This window comes from Nocardia sp. NBC_00403 (assembly GCF_036046055.1).
Classification (GTDB): Bacteria; Actinomycetota; Actinomycetes; order Mycobacteriales; family Mycobacteriaceae; genus Nocardia.
On record NZ_CP107939.1, the window covers coordinates 6,002,422 to 6,017,479 of the forward strand.

At 63.5% G+C, this 15,058-nt stretch carries 19 protein-coding genes and 1 pseudogene; 8 read left to right on the forward strand and 12 right to left on the reverse strand.

All coding sequences use genetic code 11. The features are described from left to right. Positions 1 to 55: 55 nt before the first annotated feature. The 6 genes from OHQ90_RS26725 to OHQ90_RS26750 form a co-directional block, all read right to left on the reverse strand. On the reverse strand, positions 56 to 1,246 hold the full coding sequence (locus tag OHQ90_RS26725) for a HAMP domain-containing sensor histidine kinase (RefSeq protein WP_328401994.1): 1,191 nt from the start codon (positions 1,244 to 1,246) through the stop codon (positions 56 to 58). Beyond that, positions 1,233 to 1,943 carry a response regulator transcription factor gene (locus OHQ90_RS26730; RefSeq protein ID WP_328401996.1) on the reverse strand — a complete coding sequence of 237 codons (711 nt, stop codon included), beginning with the start codon at positions 1,941 to 1,943 and terminating at the stop codon, positions 1,233 to 1,235. The genes OHQ90_RS26725 and OHQ90_RS26730 overlap by 14 nt, the downstream gene beginning before the upstream one ends. Before the next feature lie 246 nt (positions 1,944 to 2,189). Beyond that, positions 2,190 to 2,588, reverse strand: coding sequence for a hypothetical protein (locus OHQ90_RS26735; RefSeq protein ID WP_328401998.1), 399 nt, complete (start codon positions 2,586 to 2,588; stop codon positions 2,190 to 2,192). A gap of 136 nt (positions 2,589 to 2,724) precedes the next feature. Next, positions 2,725 to 3,510: an RNA polymerase sigma factor SigF gene (locus tag OHQ90_RS26740; RefSeq protein ID WP_328402000.1), complete on the reverse strand. Its 786-nt coding sequence runs from the start codon at positions 3,508 to 3,510 to the stop codon at positions 2,725 to 2,727. After that, the gene (locus OHQ90_RS26745; RefSeq protein WP_328402002.1) at positions 3,500 to 3,904 is read right to left on the reverse strand and encodes an ATP-binding protein; all 405 of its coding nucleotides are present in this window, start codon (positions 3,902 to 3,904) and stop codon (positions 3,500 to 3,502) included. Before OHQ90_RS26745 ends, OHQ90_RS26740 begins: the two co-directional genes overlap by 11 nt. Positions 3,905 to 3,949: 45 nt before the next feature. Beyond that, positions 3,950 to 4,456: a DUF6328 family protein gene (locus OHQ90_RS26750; protein WP_328402004.1), complete on the reverse strand. Its 507-nt coding sequence runs from the start codon at positions 4,454 to 4,456 to the stop codon at positions 3,950 to 3,952. Between the two features lie 115 nt (positions 4,457 to 4,571). On the opposite strand from OHQ90_RS26750, the gene OHQ90_RS26755 reads away from it, so the two are divergent. Together OHQ90_RS26755 and OHQ90_RS26760 are read left to right on the forward strand one after the other, a co-directional pair. Beyond that, the gene (locus tag OHQ90_RS26755) at positions 4,572 to 4,865 is read left to right on the forward strand and encodes a hypothetical protein (RefSeq protein ID WP_328402006.1); all 294 of its coding nucleotides are present in this window, start codon (positions 4,572 to 4,574) and stop codon (positions 4,863 to 4,865) included. Between the two features lie 89 nt (positions 4,866 to 4,954). Beyond that, positions 4,955 to 5,263, forward strand: a complete 309-nt coding sequence (locus OHQ90_RS26760) for a hypothetical protein (protein ID WP_328402008.1) — start codon at positions 4,955 to 4,957, stop codon at positions 5,261 to 5,263. Between the two features lie 93 nt (positions 5,264 to 5,356). Here OHQ90_RS26760 and mbp1 (OHQ90_RS26765) read toward each other — a convergent pair whose 3' ends face one another. From mbp1 (OHQ90_RS26765) to OHQ90_RS26775, 3 genes are all read right to left on the reverse strand, one after another. Beyond that, complete coding sequence (mbp1, locus tag OHQ90_RS26765; protein WP_328413126.1) at positions 5,357 to 5,602, reverse strand: microaggregate-binding protein 1; 246 nt, start codon at positions 5,600 to 5,602, stop codon at positions 5,357 to 5,359. Between the two features lie 387 nt (positions 5,603 to 5,989). After that, on the reverse strand, positions 5,990 to 6,418 hold the full coding sequence (locus tag OHQ90_RS26770) for an ATP-binding protein (RefSeq protein WP_328402010.1): 429 nt from the start codon (positions 6,416 to 6,418) through the stop codon (positions 5,990 to 5,992). A 215-nt stretch (positions 6,419 to 6,633) separates the two neighbouring features. Then, the gene (locus tag OHQ90_RS26775; RefSeq protein ID WP_328402012.1) at positions 6,634 to 7,332 is read right to left on the reverse strand and encodes a PAS and ANTAR domain-containing protein; all 699 of its coding nucleotides are present in this window, start codon (positions 7,330 to 7,332) and stop codon (positions 6,634 to 6,636) included. A 246-nt stretch (positions 7,333 to 7,578) separates the two neighbouring features. Here OHQ90_RS26775 and OHQ90_RS26780 point away from each other — a divergent pair, with 246 nt between their 5' ends. Further along, positions 7,579 to 8,034 carry a hypothetical protein gene (locus OHQ90_RS26780; RefSeq protein ID WP_328402014.1) on the forward strand — a complete coding sequence of 152 codons (456 nt, stop codon included), beginning with the start codon at positions 7,579 to 7,581 and terminating at the stop codon, positions 8,032 to 8,034. Positions 8,035 to 8,100: 66 nt separating this feature from the next. Next, positions 8,101 to 8,295 (forward strand): hypothetical protein, encoded by a 195-nt coding sequence (locus OHQ90_RS26785; protein ID WP_328402016.1) that lies wholly within the window; start codon positions 8,101 to 8,103, stop codon positions 8,293 to 8,295. 62 nt (positions 8,296 to 8,357) lie between these two features. Here OHQ90_RS26785 and mbp1 (OHQ90_RS26790) read toward each other — a convergent pair whose 3' ends face one another. Then, complete coding sequence (gene mbp1, locus OHQ90_RS26790) at positions 8,358 to 8,597, reverse strand: microaggregate-binding protein 1 (RefSeq protein ID WP_328402018.1); 240 nt, start codon at positions 8,595 to 8,597, stop codon at positions 8,358 to 8,360. A gap of 115 nt (positions 8,598 to 8,712) precedes the next feature. Between mbp1 (OHQ90_RS26790) and OHQ90_RS26795 the strand changes: the two genes are divergently transcribed. Both OHQ90_RS26795 and OHQ90_RS39565 read left to right on the forward strand, forming a co-directional pair. Further along, positions 8,713 to 8,934, forward strand: coding sequence for an FAD-dependent oxidoreductase (locus OHQ90_RS26795; RefSeq protein ID WP_328402020.1), 222 nt, complete (start codon positions 8,713 to 8,715; stop codon positions 8,932 to 8,934). Further along, positions 8,883 to 9,411: pseudogene (locus tag OHQ90_RS39565) on the forward strand (Rieske 2Fe-2S domain-containing protein); the annotation flags it as partial. The gene OHQ90_RS26795 and the pseudogene OHQ90_RS39565, both read left to right, overlap by 52 nt. A gap of 46 nt (positions 9,412 to 9,457) precedes the next feature. On the opposite strand, the gene OHQ90_RS26800 reads toward OHQ90_RS39565, so the two are convergent. Continuing rightward, entirely contained in the window at positions 9,458 to 9,985 is a 528-nt protein-coding gene (locus OHQ90_RS26800) for an AAA family ATPase (RefSeq protein WP_328402022.1), read from the reverse strand. Positions 9,986 to 10,252: 267 nt separating this feature from the next. Continuing rightward, complete coding sequence (locus OHQ90_RS26805; protein ID WP_328402024.1) at positions 10,253 to 11,806, reverse strand: amino acid permease; 1,554 nt, start codon at positions 11,804 to 11,806, stop codon at positions 10,253 to 10,255. Positions 11,807 to 12,341: 535 nt separating this feature from the next. Between OHQ90_RS26805 and OHQ90_RS26810 the strand changes: the two genes are divergently transcribed. Both OHQ90_RS26810 and OHQ90_RS26815 read left to right on the forward strand, forming a co-directional pair. Continuing rightward, positions 12,342 to 13,514, forward strand: coding sequence for an aminoglycoside phosphotransferase family protein (locus tag OHQ90_RS26810; RefSeq protein ID WP_328402026.1), 1,173 nt, complete (start codon positions 12,342 to 12,344; stop codon positions 13,512 to 13,514). A gap of 281 nt (positions 13,515 to 13,795) precedes the next feature. Beyond that, the gene (locus OHQ90_RS26815) at positions 13,796 to 15,052 is read left to right on the forward strand and encodes a cytochrome P450 (protein ID WP_328402028.1); all 1,257 of its coding nucleotides are present in this window, start codon (positions 13,796 to 13,798) and stop codon (positions 15,050 to 15,052) included. The last annotated feature ends 6 nt before the right edge of the window (positions 15,053 to 15,058 follow it).

A 15,058-nucleotide genomic window follows, 5' to 3' on the forward strand; every position in this document is an offset into this window, starting at 1 on the left:
CGAATCAACTTTGAGGTGATACGGTCGAGTTGTTTACGGTCGTGTTACGAAAAGGTCACAGAGCCTCGCCGGCGAGGCCGGGCAACCGGAGGGCGAACCGGGCACCACCGCCCGGCCGGTCCAGGCACTCGACCCGACCGCGATGCGCGGACATCGTTTCGGCGACCAATGCCAGACCGATGCCGGTGCCGGTCGCCGAACTGCGACCCGACCGCATGGTCACGAAGCGCTCGAAGATACGACCACGATCCGCCGCGGGCACACCGGGCCCTGCGTCGTCGACGGTGATCACCGCGTCGCCGCCCTCGCGGCGCACGGTCACCGCCACAACGCCGCCGCCGTGCCGGTCGGCATTCGCCAGCAGATTCACCAGGGCTCGTTCCAGCTCGAGTTTGCGGCCGCGCACGGTCACGTCCTCGACTACGGTCAGCAGCTCCGGCGCGTGCCTGCTGCCGGCCAGTGTGTGGGTCAGCAGCTCGCGGACCGATAACGAATCGGCGTCGCCGCGGTGCATGCCCGCCTCGGCGCGGGCCAAGGCCAGCAGATCGTCGAGCAGCCTGCGCAGGTGATCGACCTCGTCGGTGACCAATCCCAGCGCCCGGCGCGGACGCTCCGGGAACTCGCCACTGTGCCGATTGAGCACGTCGACGCCTGCCATCAGGGTGGTCAGCGGGGTGCGCAATTCGTGGCTGACATCGCCGACCAGGCGATGTTCACGTTCGATCCGCCGCTGCAGCGAGTCGACCATGGTGTTGAACGACCCGACAGTCGTGGCCAGATCCGGGTCACGGGTCTCGGGCAGCCGGGTGGTGAGGTCACCGGCCGCAATCCGAGCGGCGGTCTTGGAGACCTGCTGCAGGGGGGTGAGCACCCGCTTGCTGGCCCACCAGCCGACCGCGGCACCGATCAGGGTGGCGACGAGCGCACAGCCGATCAGAACATTGCGCAGCAACTCCAGATCGGACTGCAGATCGCCGGCCGCGTAGCCCTGTGTCTGCGGCCGCTGTGCCTCCAGGTAGCTGCGGCTGATGGCGAAGACCGAAATCACCAATACCAGGGACATCAGCGCGGTAATCGCGGCGAACGCCGCCACTACCCGGGTGCGCAGGCTCCAGCGCTCCGGATCGAATCCGAATGCGCGCCTGGATTCCGCCGCAGAGTGCCACCGTTCACCAGCGGAGTGCTGCCGGTCAGCAGCATGCTCCCAGCGCTCGGGCGCGAACTGCTGCCGATCAGCGCTGCACATCTAGCCGGTAACCGAGCCCGCGCACCGTCACCACGATGCGTGGGTCGGATGGATCCAGCTCGATCTTGGTGCGCAACCTGCGCATATGCACGTCGACGATCCGCTCGTCGCCGAAAAAGCCACGGTCCCATACCCTTTCGAGGAGCAGGGTACGGCTCAGCACCCGGCCGGGAGTGTCGGCGAGTTCGCACAACAGGCGGAACTCGGTCAGCGTCAACCCGATCTCTTCGTCGCCACGGCGCACCGCACCGCCGTCGGGGGCCAGGACCAAGGGCGCTTCCGGGTGCGCGTCGAGCACTACTTCCTGCGGGGTGTCCCGCTCCGCGGACAGCCGCGCGCGCCGTCGCAGCGCCCGCATCCTGGCGGTGATCTCTTTGATCTCGAACGGCTTGGCGACGAAATCGTCCGCACCGGCCTCCAGCGCCGCCACGACGTCGTGAGTATCATCACGCGCGCTGACCACGATGATCGGCACGTCGTGTTCGCGCCGGATCTCCCGGATGCAGTCGAAGCCGTCCATGCCGCCGAGCATCAGATCGACGATCATCACATCAGGGACGCCATTGCTGCGCAGATGGATGAGCGCGTCCTCGGCTTCCTCCGCCTCTGCGACGTCGTAGCCCTCGTCTTCCATGGCCAACCGCAGTGCACCACGCACACGATTGTCATCTTCCACGATCATCAGGTTCGCGCTCAAGACCCTCATCCTTTGCAGACACGCGTGGAGCGTGCCGCGACGCGGAGAATCGCATCCCCATACCGACGCGACAGTTTCCGCACTTCGAGCAACTTGCCGAACACACAATTACCCGGACCGACCGTTCGATAAACGTCGCGGTTCTCGGTCAACGATGTGTACAGCGGCCTCCAGCCTGCTCATGTATGCGGCGGCGACGCAAGCTGGGCGTGATGTCCGACACAATCATGCGTCGACTCGGACGGGTCATCCGACCACGCGATCCACGCCCTCCAGCCGGTTGAAATTACTGAGCGATCCATCCGCCCACTGCTCCTGATACAGGAAGCTCAAACCTCGGGCATCGAAGTCGGCGAACCATTCGTCCCAATCCACCGGCTGCAGGACGGCACCGCCGTACCCGGGGAAATCCAGGCGCAGTACACCGAGGTGCCCGTTGTAGGCACTGCCCGGCATCGTCGCAGGACGCGCGCCACGCCGCTCGGCCCACCGTCGAATGACCTCGTGATCGGTAGTGACCAGCGCGCGACCCGGCCGCGCGGGCCGGTCGGTGGGAGAGGAGATTTCTTGCGCTTGTTTCAGCAACCGTGAACTATCCGGAGAGGTGTGCACGTTCCGGGTGCTCGGTCGTCGCTGATAGTTCATGACGACCTCCTGCGCCGTAGGCATCGAAATCCGACTACTGTCTGCGTACCCCTTGGTCGCATCCGGCAAACCGATACCACAGCACGACGAAATACCTTCGTGAGCAAGGCAACTCGGAGGCATTCCGAAATTGTGCTCAATCGCGCAAAGCCTGTTCGCGCAGCACCTTCAGCGTGCGCGACAGAATGCGTGACACGTGCATCTGGGAGACGCCGAGATACTCGGCGATCTGGTTCTGGGTCTTCGACTCGAAGAAACGCATGATCAGCACCCGGCGCTCGCGCTCGGGCAGCTCCGCGATCAGCGGCTTCACCGCCATGAAATCTTCCACCAGGTGGTAGGAGGACTCCTCGGCGCCGAGGCTTTCCAGTAGCGGCAACAGCGCATTCTCGTTGTCGTCACCGGCCAGCGCATCGATCGAGGACGACTGATAGGCGTTGCCCGCTATCAACGCCTGGGTGACCTCCACCAGGTCTACTTCGAGTTCGGCGGCGATCTCCCTTGCCTTCGGAATTCGTCCGAGTCGCTGCGCGAGGGCCTCGACCGCAGGTCCGATGGTCAGCTGAATCTCCTTGACCCGCCGCGGAACTCGTACTGCCCAGGTGTTGTCGCGGAAATGCCTGCGCACCTCGCCCATGATCGTCGGCACCGCAAAGGACAGGAACGACGATCCACGATCGATGTCGAAACGATCGGTCGCATGCACCAGTCCGAGCCGCGCCACCTGTAGCAGATCGTCGAAAGCCTCGCCGCGCCCGGCGAACCTGCGGGCAATGTGCTCCGCCAAGGGCAGGCAACGTTCGATCAGCTCATCCCGCAGCGCTTCCCGGCGCGGGTCTTCGGAGTCCAGCGCGGCGACCTTCTCGAAGAGCGGCTCGATATTGTCATAGCTGTCGCCCGGCGATCTCGATTCACCGGACATCCGAGGCACCTCGTACCCAGCTGAAGTCGACTGCGGTCGGATATCCCGAGACTACGCTGTCGAACGGGGACTGCACCGCGGCGATGGAATCGGTGAGGGTGCGCACAATATGCCAGCCGAAGCCCGCGTGCGCCACCACTGTTTCCGCCGCCGCGATCGAGGCGACGTGTACGAACATCTGCGTCTGGTCATAGCTGAACTCACAGTCGATGGCCGAGCCCGGCACCGCGTCCAGGATCAGCGAGGTGGCCACCTCGTCGAGCGCGAGTCGGATATCGGTCACTTCGTCGAGTGCGAAATCCGCAATCATCGCCACGGTTTCGGCGAGTGCGCGCAGCATCGTCAGCTGTTCCAATTGCGCAGGCACCTGGATCCCGATCGTTGTCGTCTCCACCGAATCGCGCTCCTTCCGGGATCGTTCGAACAGGTACCCGAGGGTTCAGGGTCGAAACCCGTATTCGCTACTCGCTTTTCGCCATCGCCACGGTGCGACGCCCCAGGCCGCGGCGAACAGGACCGCTACGGCCGCACCCGCAATCGCACCCTCGGTGGTGCCCTCGACGACGTCGACCACCAAAACCAACGCACCGAGCAGCGACGCACCGAGCAGGGCGATACCGACCATCGCACACTGGTGCGCCGCCGCGACCACGCTGCCCAAACGGTGCCGCCGGAACAGAATCCGATGCCAGGAAACCGGTGCGACAAGGAAAATCATCGCGGCGACAGCGGCCGCAACGGTGGCGAGATAGAGCAGCCGCAGCGGGTGCGACAGCGTGGCAAACCCGGCCTGGAACGGCAGAATCAGCAGCGATCCGATGAGGAACTGCACGCCGGTTTGGACCACACGCAATTCCTGGACCAGGGTGTTCCAATTCCGGTCCAGCTGCTGAGTCTCAGTTTCCCCACGAGGGTTCCGATCCGAGGCGTGATCTTGTGCGGCCACGAACAGCTTCCTAGCCCTACCGTTCGCATACCCAGGTTCCCAGCGCATACACACCCCGCTCCGGGGTATTCGGACGAATGCCCCTGTTCGACGGTTCGACCTGAAAGGACACATTATGCCCGGCGAACCGAGCGATTCGAGCCGAAACAAAGACATCGACCGGCCCGAACACGATTTTCCGGACGACTCACGCACCACAAGAACCCATGCCGGTGAATCTATAGAAGATACCCGCAACTGGCCGGGAATCATTCTCTTCGGCATCGGAATCGCCTTGATCGCGCTCACCCTGACCGCCGCGGGATACGGATTTGCCGCCTGGGCGGTTATCGACGGTATTGCGTGCATCCTGCGCCTGGGAATAGGTGCGGTGTTGGTGACCGCCGAACACCGGCGGGTCGAGAACTAGGAAGGGCTCGTCCGCGGCGAACCGCACGGCCATTGATATCCATTTCGTCAGGAGAATCCGACATGAGAACAACCGAACGACCGAGCAGGATGGCGATCGCCGCGTTTGTGGTCGCCGCCGCGGCCGCCCTGTTCACCAGCGGCTGCGACGACGCGAAGAAGGCAGTCAACGCGGGTGGTGACACACCGTGCAACGAGTTCGTCGCGCAGGACAAAGACAAGCAGCGCATTACCGTGACCAAGTTCCTCGAGCAGGAACGCAGCGACAAGTCAGCACCGACGAACGACCGGGCGATCGACGCCGCGATTGCGTCCATCGAATTGATGTGCAGGGCCCAGGCCAATCCGGATACGCCGATCAGGAAGGCCGATCTGACGGGCATATTCGTTCCCAAGTAGGCTGATACAGTCGAAACAAAAGGGTTGCCGGACGAAACTCCGGCAACCCTTTATGTATTCAGCGATGGAATCTTCTACGAAGGACCGACTCGACTACTGGCCGCGTTGATACGCGCGCTGACGCTGTTCGCCCAAAGCGGCTTCGGCACGTTCCTTTTCGGCGGCGGCCTCCTTTTGCGCAGCTTCGCGCTGAGATTTCGCCTTGTCCTGCTGAGCCTTTCCTTCGTCCCGCAGGTCGTCGTTTCCGAAGACGGCTCCTGCGGCCTCCTTGACCTTTCCCTTGACACCTTCGACAGTGCCTTCGACAGCTTCGCGGGGACCACTATTGTGTTCGGACACGATATCTACCTCCGAAATGCCGGTTATCAGGTGGACACTCACCGCATACCCGCCACCGATGGACTCAATCGGAAGTCTCGATTTTCGAAGGTAACGGTGGTCACAACAACTCTCGCGGTTTGCCCATGAAGGCAACGGGTATCGCCTCGGCGGAGCGGTCATGACACAAGGCAGAGGAGCACACCATGGATTCCGCGACGGTACCTCCCATTCCCGATCCCGACCCGATACCGGATCCAGGGTCACCGCCGCCGATACCGCAGCCGGGGGAACCGGTTCCGCCCGCACCCGACCCGGTGCCGCCGCCGGTTCCGGAACCACCGCCGGTGCCAGGTCCGGGGCCAACCGAACCGCCACCGCCCATTCAGTGAGCGGCAGTCACCGGTGTCAGCGGTTGTCCGAACTCCGCACCCAGGTGAAGTCCACAGCGGTCGGATACCCGGACACTGTCTCGTCGTAGTGCTCCTGTGTCGTGGTAAGGGAGTCGGTCAGCGTTCGCACGATGTGCCAGCCGAAGCTGTCTTCGCCGACCGCTGGTCGCGCGGCCCCCACCGAAGCGACATGGACACGCATCTGGTTGTCGTCGTAGCGGAATGCACAGTCGAGAGTGCTGCCCGGCACGGCGTCCAGGATCAGCGAGGTGGCCACCTCGTCGAGCGCGAGGCGGATGTCGCCGACCTCGTCCAGCGCGAAATCCGCGATCAACGCGACGGTTTCGGCGAGGGCGCGCAACATGATCAGCTGCCCGAGCTCGGCGGGCACCCGGATACCGATGGCCCTCGTTCCCAACGCTGCTTGCGAGATCGGTTTCGCCATGCCAACCACCACCTTTTCTTGCCGTCACCGAGCGGGTCGCTTCGTTCGACACCAAACGACAGCCCGGGCCCTGTCGGCCGATCCTTGCTTATCGGGCGATCACGGGTGCGACGGATAGCCAGCGGCACGCGCATGGACCGGCTACCCGGTCCATGCCGCTCGAAACCCCTGGTCTTGTCGGAAACCTGATTGGTGTCGTGGTGGGATGACGCCGCTCAGCGCCCGTCGGCCGATCCGCTCGGCGGGATCCGGGTGTGCACAGTCAGCAGCAGGTGATCGAACTCCGTGCGAAGTCCTGTTGTGGAGTGCACCATCGACCGCAGATCGGCGACCAGCTGGGTGGCCAGGGCACGCAGTTTGGTGTTGGTCTCCTGGGAACGCCAGCTCAGCACCCGGAACGCCTGTTCGGCGCTGATGCCGTAGACCAGAATCAACGCCCCCTTCGCCTGTTCGATCACTGCACGCGTCGCGTACAACTCGGGCAGGGTGTCGTCGAGGGTCTCCCTGCGGTGTTCCTCGATGGTGTGCGTGACGTCGATGTAGTACCCCGACGTGCCGATCACCTCGTTCTTGTCGTCGACCATGCGGTCGGCGACGACGATCACGTGGTGGACATCGCCCTCGGTATCGACGATGCGGTGGCTGCTGCAGAACGGCTCGGCGGTCTCGACGGATTTGGCCAGCGCGCTGGCCACCTGTGCTCGGTCGTCGGGATGCTTGTGGGACAGCAGCAGCTCGGTGGTCGGTTCTATCTCTCCGCAGACATATCCGTGCATGCGTGCAACCTCATCGGACCATTCCCACTTCTGGTCGGCGAACAGGAAGTGGAAATAGCCGGCATTCTGCGGCGTGCCTGCACCGATCACGCGATCGAGCGCATGCGCGCCTTCGGGGGACAAACCGCTCTCCGTCACAGAGCAAGTATGTTCCGCACGCCTCGCCGCTGCGACTGAATGGGCTTCTCCGACTATCGTTCGGCGCGTCACGCATCCAATGCCGCGCGCATCGTCCCTACCGCCGGGCTGCGCCCGCACGCACCGGGAGACGTCACCGCGTAGGCCCGATCGCCCGCAACAGCAGCCACCGATTGAGCGGTACTTCTCCGGGTAATCGGAACGCGACGCCACCATATCGGCATCATCCGATATCGAGGAGGAGAAGTGAATCGGCTCAGTATTGCAGTGCGGATCGTCTTGTCCGCCGGACTACTCACCGCCGGTGCTCAGCTCGCGGCATGCTCGGGCAACGGCGAACCCGATCTGGCGCCGGCGACACCGACGACGAACAGCATCTCGATCTCGATTCCTGCGCCCTCGAGTTCTTCGGGCGCGCCCAATACCGACGAGATCACCACCGCGGCGGCCACCCAGCTCTGCGACATGATTCGACCAGAGGTCGGCACCTGGCGCGATGAGGGCACCGTGCTCGGCAAGATTTCGTTCAATGGCACCGTGCACAATTGGGCAGCCCGCAACGGCGGCCTCAACGACGTCGTCATCGCCAACCGCAAGATCATCGACACGATCACCCTCGAACATTGCCCCGATGTCCGCCAGCAGGTGCTCGATGCCTTGGATATTCCGGACCTCGCGTCCGGGCTTGCGGGTTTCAACTGATCCGGCTGCCGGTCACCCCGATATTGCGCGCCACGGACTCCTGGTACGAAACAGGGAGGTGAAGACATGACAACCCGACATCAACAGAATGTCGTGAATCTCTTACATGCACAGCACAAGCGAATGACCGAGCTGATCGAGGAAATCCTGTCGTCGGCCGGCACCGAGAACAGTGCTGCCATCCGAGAGCTCATGCGACTGATCGCGGTGCACGAGGCCACCGAGGAAGAATTGGTGCAACGCACCGTCAGCGCATGCTGAGCATCTGGACGAACGAGGTTGCCCGGTTGTGAGACCGGGCAACCTCGCGGTCGATCAGGGCGTTACTGCTGTCGCGTCCGTTCCCGCAGCTCTGCCAGATCTGCGTCGGCCCTTGCCTTTTCGGCTTCGGCTTCCTTCTTCGCCGCGTCACGCAGCGATGCCGCCTTTTCCTGCTGGGCTCGGCCTTCGTCCCGCAGATTGTCATTGCCGAGAACGGCTCCTGCCGCTTCCTTGGCAGTGCCCTTCACGCCCTCGACGGCACCTTCGAAACCTTCGTGTGGTCCGCTCTTGTGTTCGGGCACGGTATTTCACCTCCAATAATTGGATGATCAACAGTGACCGCATACCCGGCGTCAGCCGGTCTAATCGACACGCATTCCAACGTTTCACGGCACCGATATCGGCTATGCCGGGAATATGACGCCACTCTGGTTGAACGACGCCAAGGTGCCGGCGCGGCTGCGGCTGACGCCGGGACTCCGCTTCGACACCGTCGTGATCGGCGGCGGCTTAACCGGTCTGGTGACCGCGTTGCTGCTGGCCGAGAGCGGCGTCGAGGTGGCGGTGGTCGAGGGTAGACGTCTCGGCCCGGCCGGGAACGCATCCTGGTCGCGACCGGTTACGCGAAATGGGGACTGACCAATGGCATCGCCGCCGCGCTCGCCCTCGCAGGCCGCATCAACGGCAAACCGCCGCGGTGGTCCGGCGGCCTCACCAGCTGGCGCCCCGCCGAACTCAAAGCAATCCCTTCGGCGGCGCAAACCAACAGCGCCGTCGCACTGCGCCTTTCGACCGGTTGACTACGCGTGGCCCGATCCCCACCGAAGGCTGTGGCCACGTCGAACGCCACGGCCTCCAGCCCACAGCCGTCAGCACGGTCGACGGCAAAACCACCGAAGTCTCCGCCATCTGTCCCCACCTCTACGGCATAGTCCGCTGGAATGACGCCGAAAAGTCCTGGGACTGCCCCTCCACGGCTCGCGCTTCACCGCGGACGGCACTCTCCTCGACGGCCCCGCAACCGCCTCCCTCACCCTGATCTCCGGGCCCGCCGCCGTACCGGTCACCGACCCGCCTCGAGGTGGGCCGACGACGGTGTTGCCCGAAAAGATCTAGGCGGTGCCGCTTTCGGGCCTGCGTGTGGCGCATAGGTTGCTGACGGCTATTCGAGCACGGGTTCGGCGCGAGCGAGGATCTGGTCGACGGACTGTTCGATCGTCAGATCGGAAGTGTCCAGCCATAATCCGATGCGCGGTGTCGTCGCACGCAATCCCGTGTCCAGATCCTCGACGGTGAAGGCACCGTAGGCGACCTTGTCACGCCCCGCCTCGCGCACCGCGACAATGTCCGGCCGCGGTGCGAGCACCACGACATACAGTGGCCTGGTCCGGATCTGATCGACAAACCACGGCAGCTCACCACCGAGCACGACGTCTTGGACGATCGCGGTGAAACCCGCTGCCGCATAAGCGTCGGCCGTGTCCGCGGCCAATCCGTATCGCAGCCGCAGCTGCGCCAGCGCGTCCTGTGACGGTTGCGGACTCATCTCCGCCCGCCCACCGACGACGAACCGCCGGAACGTGTCGCCACGCACGTGTGCCGAGAGTGGGAACCGCTCGGCCAGCGCCTGCGCGATCGTGGACTTCCCGGCGGCCTGAATACCGGTGATCAGATATACCGCGGATGTCATGCCGCCATGATTGCAGTTCGGTGGTCCAGCCCGATCTACCACCCTCCACCCAGCCGAATCAGGATTCTCGACCAGGCGACTCCGCGGATGAGAGAACGGTTCGAGATGGCGTAGACCTGCTTGGTCGCACCGTATTCCGAGCCGGCCCCGGTCACCGACCTCGGGGGTGTATCGGCGCCCACCGACTCGATGCCGGCTTGGGGTTGTGCCTGTCAGAATCGGACTGCCACGCGAACCTTCCCGAATTCGTAATTCTCTCTGTAGCTTTCACTTGATTTCCCGGTCAGAGATAGCTGTCGAGGGCGGAATTGCGTTCCGGTGCCGACGATCCTCGTAGCCGACCGACCGCATCTCAGCGACCGCCGGGAGCAGCGCGATGAATCCCATTCGGAGGCGCGCGACGCTCGCCATCTTCCGCCGGGCCACGAACCAGCCGACGACGAGGGCCGGAACCATGACAAGCACTGTCGTGAGCACTGCCCACCGTTGGACCTCGTCATCGTTCGTCGCCATCAGTGTCACAACTCCGGCAAGGAACACAAGTGTGGCAATACCGGTGAATGGAGACCCCGGCAGCCGGAACGCAGGGCGCACGACCCGGCCGGTGCGCGACCAGCGCCACAACTGCAACTGGCTGAGCACGATCACCGACCAGCATGTGATGGTGCCCAAGGCCGACACGTTCAGCACGATCTCGAACGCTTTCTCCGGCATGACGGCGTTGAGTGCGACTCCGAACAGCGCGATCGCACCGGTCGCCAGAATCCCGACGAAGGGCACGCCCCTGGTCGACATCCGGAACATGATGGCGGGCGCGCTGCCATTCGTCGACATCGACCGCAGGATCCGGCCGGTCGCGTAGAAGCCGGCGGTGAGGCTGGAGAACGCCGCCGTCAGCACCACCACATTCATCAGCGCCGCGGCACCGCCGAGGCCGAGCTTGGAGAAGAAGGTCACGAAGGGGCTCTCACCCGCCTTGAAACTGGTGTACGGCAGCAGTAGGGCAAGCAAGACCAACGATCCCACATAGAACACCGCTATTCGGGCGATGATCGAGTTGATCGCGCGCGGCATTACCCTGGCCGTATCCTTGGCCTCCCCCGCCGCCGTCCCGACCAATTCCACCCCGGCATAGGCGAAAACCACACCGGTAGTGACCATAACGAGCGGCAGTATGCCGGTGGGAAACAATCCACCGCTGTGCTCGACCACGCTGACACCGGTTTCCTGGCCCTGAATGCGGAACCGGCCGACCAGAAAGACCGTTCCCGCCATCAGGAATGCCACCAGCGCAACGACCTTCACCAGCGCGACCCAGAACTCCAGCTCACCGAACCATCTCACCGACACCATGTTGATGCCCAGCACCAACATCAATGCCACGAATGCGATCACCCATTGCGGAACCCCCTGGAAGGCTCGCCAGTAATGGAAGTAGGTGGCTATGGCAGTGATATCAACAATTCCGGTCATGCACCAGTGGAAGAAGTACATCCAGCCGATGCCGAATGCGTACTTCTCACCGAAGAACTCGCGCGCATACGACACGAACGACCCCGATGACGGGCGGTGCATCACCAATTCACCGAGGGCACGCAGAATGAAGAAAGTGAACATTCCGCACACCGCGTACACGATGAACAAACCGGGGCCCGCATTCGCCAGGCGGCTTCCTGCGCCGAGGAAGAGACCCGTGCCGATAACGCCGCCGATGGCGATCATCTGCACTTGGCGTGGTCGGAGGCTCTGGCGGTAGCCGACGTCTTCGGTCCGCAACGAACCTGTCGCTTGCGAGTCTTCACCGGAACGAACTGTGGTCATGGTGGGAAGCCCTTCACCCCGAACAATCGGATCGCTCCCGAATGTACCGCTAGTCAACGGACCATTCAACGGGTTCTACAATATGCCGTAAATCTGCCTTCAACACCTCTTTCCCCCCAGAGATGCTCCCTAAACGCCTTCCCGAAGATCCGACTCGACGAATCTCGCCGCTGCACATCGGGCCGTTAGATACGGAATGATCGGTACCCTGGCCTGGGATGACGCCGATCCGACCCATGCGCCGACGCTGCTCCACCGCTATGTCAGCAACACGACGAAGCTCGAGCAGCATTCGGATCGCGGTCACCTCGGCAGTTCGGGCCCGAGATCGCCGAGTCGCTCCCCGTCCCCCGAGCTCGACACGTGCGCTTCCAATCACCCGAAAGAACCACCGGCCGTCGCGATCACGCCACAATCAGCGAAATTGTTGTCGCACAACCGATCCGAACGCATCGGGTACTGTCCTACGGCACGTGTTCGTGAACGGGACAGTTGCTCAGGATTTTTCGTCACACCTCGGAATCGAGGTAAACGAATGAACCACAAACTCTGGTTGCTCGGTCGGGTCGCCACAGTCGGTGGTCATGTGCTGCGCGAGAAGATCACCCGACCGAAGGCCAGGAGCGTCGGCGATGTCCCCGCCTCAGGTGCCGCGATCACCGCCCAATGGCTGACGGCTGTTCTGTGTCGCGATGTCGCCGATGCCGAGGTCGTCGCGTTCAGCACCACCAACGGCAGCAGCGGCACGTCCACGCGGGCGGCGATTCGCGTCGAATACAACGAAGCAGGCACACAGGCCGGTCTGCCGACCGAACTGTTCGCGAAGACCACCACGTCCTTCAGCCAGCGCATGTTGCTCGGTGGCGGAAAAATGATCGACGGCGAAACCCGCTTCTTCATGGACTTACGCCCCCAGGTCGAGCTGGAGGCGCCGCTCGGCTATTGGGGCACCTTCGATTCGTCGTCGTGGCGGTCCATTGTGCTGATGGAAGACGTTGCCGCAACTCGAGGCGCGGTGTTCATCGAGCCGAACGCCCCGATCGCCCGGACCCAGATCGAAGATCTGGTCCGCAATCTCGCCCGACTACACGGCACCTTCTGGGAGCATCCGTCGATCGCTACTCTGAAGAACCCCAATGATTTCCTCGCCGCCATCCGGTCCTCGATCGATATGAAGGGTCGCTGCGCGGTCGGCATGGAGCGAGCCGAAGCGGTGATACCCGAGACCCTCTACGGTCAGAGCGAACGGTTGTGGGCCGGCGTCGAGCGGGCGATCGACATCGCGACCAACGATATGCCGCAGACGTTGCTGCACGGCGACCCACACATCGGACAGACCTACGTGACCAGCGACGGCCGCATGGGATTCGCCGACTGGCAGGTGGTGATGCACGGCGGCTGGGCCCATGACTTCGCGTACACCGTCAACTCGGGCTGCGAGCCCGAAGACCGGCGCGCGTGGGACCGTGAACTACTCGAGCTCTACCTCGACGAGCTCGCACGCGCCGGCGGCAAAGCGCCGTCCTTCGACGATGCCTGGCTGGCCTATCGGCAGCAGTCCATGTTCGCCTACGCGGCCTGGGCATTCACCATCGGCCGAGCGGTGTACCAGCCCAAGATGCAAACGGACGAAACCTGTTTGACGTTGTTGAAGCGAATCGCCACCGCCCTGGACGATCACGATTCGCTGGGCGCCCTCGGCGTCTGACGAACCGCCGCCCGACTCGGTCATCGGACAGAGCAGTACCCGCCGCCGCCGGGTGCCGCTCTCGATCGAGTCGGAACGACAAGTTTCACCGCACACCACACACCGGCCGATCTAGCTGGTCGGACCAATGTTGCCACGCATGGGCGTTCGATATCGAACGTGTCGCTATACCATCGAGCGGTTCCGGCCGGAACCAGGAACCGCGCTCTCCGGAGCAGCGATTCGGCCCGGAATCGTGCTACACCACCCGCCGTGCACACGAATTGTCTGGAGTTCCATCCTTGAATACGCCGCCCCAGCTCCAAGCCCGATCCTGCCCGGTCTACCACGGCTCACCGACCGATTCCAACGACCCACGAGTGCCGCTGCACGCGCCGGAATTCGCCGCCGATCCACACCGCGCCTACCGCGAAATGCGCAGCCAATACGGCTCTTTGGCACCGGTGGAACTTGCGCCGGAGGTACCCGCCACCTTGGTGATCGGCTACAACACCGCAGTGCGAATCCTCAACGATCCCGAACACTTCCCCGCCGATCCCCGCACCTGGCAGAAAAACATCCCCACCGACTGCCCCATCCTCCCACTGCTGGGATGGCGACCACTCGCAAGCAGAAGCACCGGCCTCGACTTCGCACGCTACCGCCAGGCCAGTACCGCAAGCCTCGACGCGATAGACCTCTACGCGCTCCACGACATCGTGGAAGACATCGCCATCCCGCTGGTCAACACCTTCTGCCAAGACGGCAAAGCCGACCTGATCAGCCAATACGTGTTCCCGCTCGTGTTCCAGGTCGTCAACACATTGCTCGGCTGCCCCCCGGAAATAGGGCAGCGAGTCGCCGCCGGCACGGCCGCCATCGTCGAGGGAGTCGATGCCGAAAACGGCAACAAGATACTGTTCGAAGCACTACTGGAACTCGTAGCACTCAAACGAACCGAACCAGCAAACGACATCACCACCGTGCTACTACAACATCCATCCGAACTCGACGAAATGGAAGTCGTCAACCACGTAGCACAGGTCTACGGCACAGGGATCGAGTTCCTACTGAACCTGATCGTCAACACCCTACTGGTGATCCTCACCGACGACCGGTTCGGCGGCAGCGTCATGGGCGGAAACCTCTCCTCCCGCGAAGCCCTCGACGAAGTCTTGTTCAACGACCCACCACTGGCCAACCTCCTGATCAGCTACCCACGCCAACCGATCCTCGTCGACGACGTCTGGCTACCCGCCCATCAGCCGGTCGTCATCAGCATGGCCGCATGCAACAACGACCCCACCATCCGAACCGAAAACCAGGCAGGCAATCGCGCCCACCTGGCATGGGGCATCGGCCCACACGCCTGCCCCGCGCAATCCTCGGCCTACCTCATCGCGCAAGACGCCATCGACCAACTCCTCGATGCGCTACCCGAGATGCGACCAGACCTCCCGACCGGGGAACCAGTCTGGCGGCCAGGTCCCTTCCACCGCGCCTTGACCGCCCTACCGGTCGCCTTCCCGCCCTGCCCTCCGTTGAACGTGCACGGCTGATCGGCC

Coding starts and splice junctions, on each gene's coding strand:
- OHQ90_RS26735 (WP_328401998.1), bottom strand. CDS start 2,588: ATGAACTATCAGCGACGACCGAGCACCCGGAACGTGCACACCTCTCCG.
- OHQ90_RS26770 (WP_328402010.1), bottom strand. CDS start 6,418: ATGGCGAAACCGATCTCGCAAGCAGCGTTGGGAACGAGGGCCATCGGT.
- OHQ90_RS26800 (WP_328402022.1), bottom strand. CDS start 9,985: ATGACATCCGCGGTATATCTGATCACCGGTATTCAGGCCGCCGGGAAG.
- OHQ90_RS26810 (WP_328402026.1), top strand. CDS start 12,342: ATGAACCACAAACTCTGGTTGCTCGGTCGGGTCGCCACAGTCGGTGGT.
- OHQ90_RS26725 (WP_328401994.1), bottom strand. CDS start 1,246: ATGTGCAGCGCTGATCGGCAGCAGTTCGCGCCCGAGCGCTGGGAGCAT.
- OHQ90_RS26795 (WP_328402020.1), top strand. CDS start 8,713: ATGACGCCACTCTGGTTGAACGACGCCAAGGTGCCGGCGCGGCTGCGG.
- OHQ90_RS26805 (WP_328402024.1), bottom strand. CDS start 11,806: ATGACCACAGTTCGTTCCGGTGAAGACTCGCAAGCGACAGGTTCGTTG.
- OHQ90_RS26760 (WP_328402008.1), top strand. CDS start 4,955: ATGGCGATCGCCGCGTTTGTGGTCGCCGCCGCGGCCGCCCTGTTCACC.
- OHQ90_RS26740 (WP_328402000.1), bottom strand. CDS start 3,510: ATGTCCGGTGAATCGAGATCGCCGGGCGACAGCTATGACAATATCGAG.
- OHQ90_RS26755 (WP_328402006.1), top strand. CDS start 4,572: ATGCCCGGCGAACCGAGCGATTCGAGCCGAAACAAAGACATCGACCGG.
- OHQ90_RS26785 (WP_328402016.1), top strand. CDS start 8,101: ATGACAACCCGACATCAACAGAATGTCGTGAATCTCTTACATGCACAG.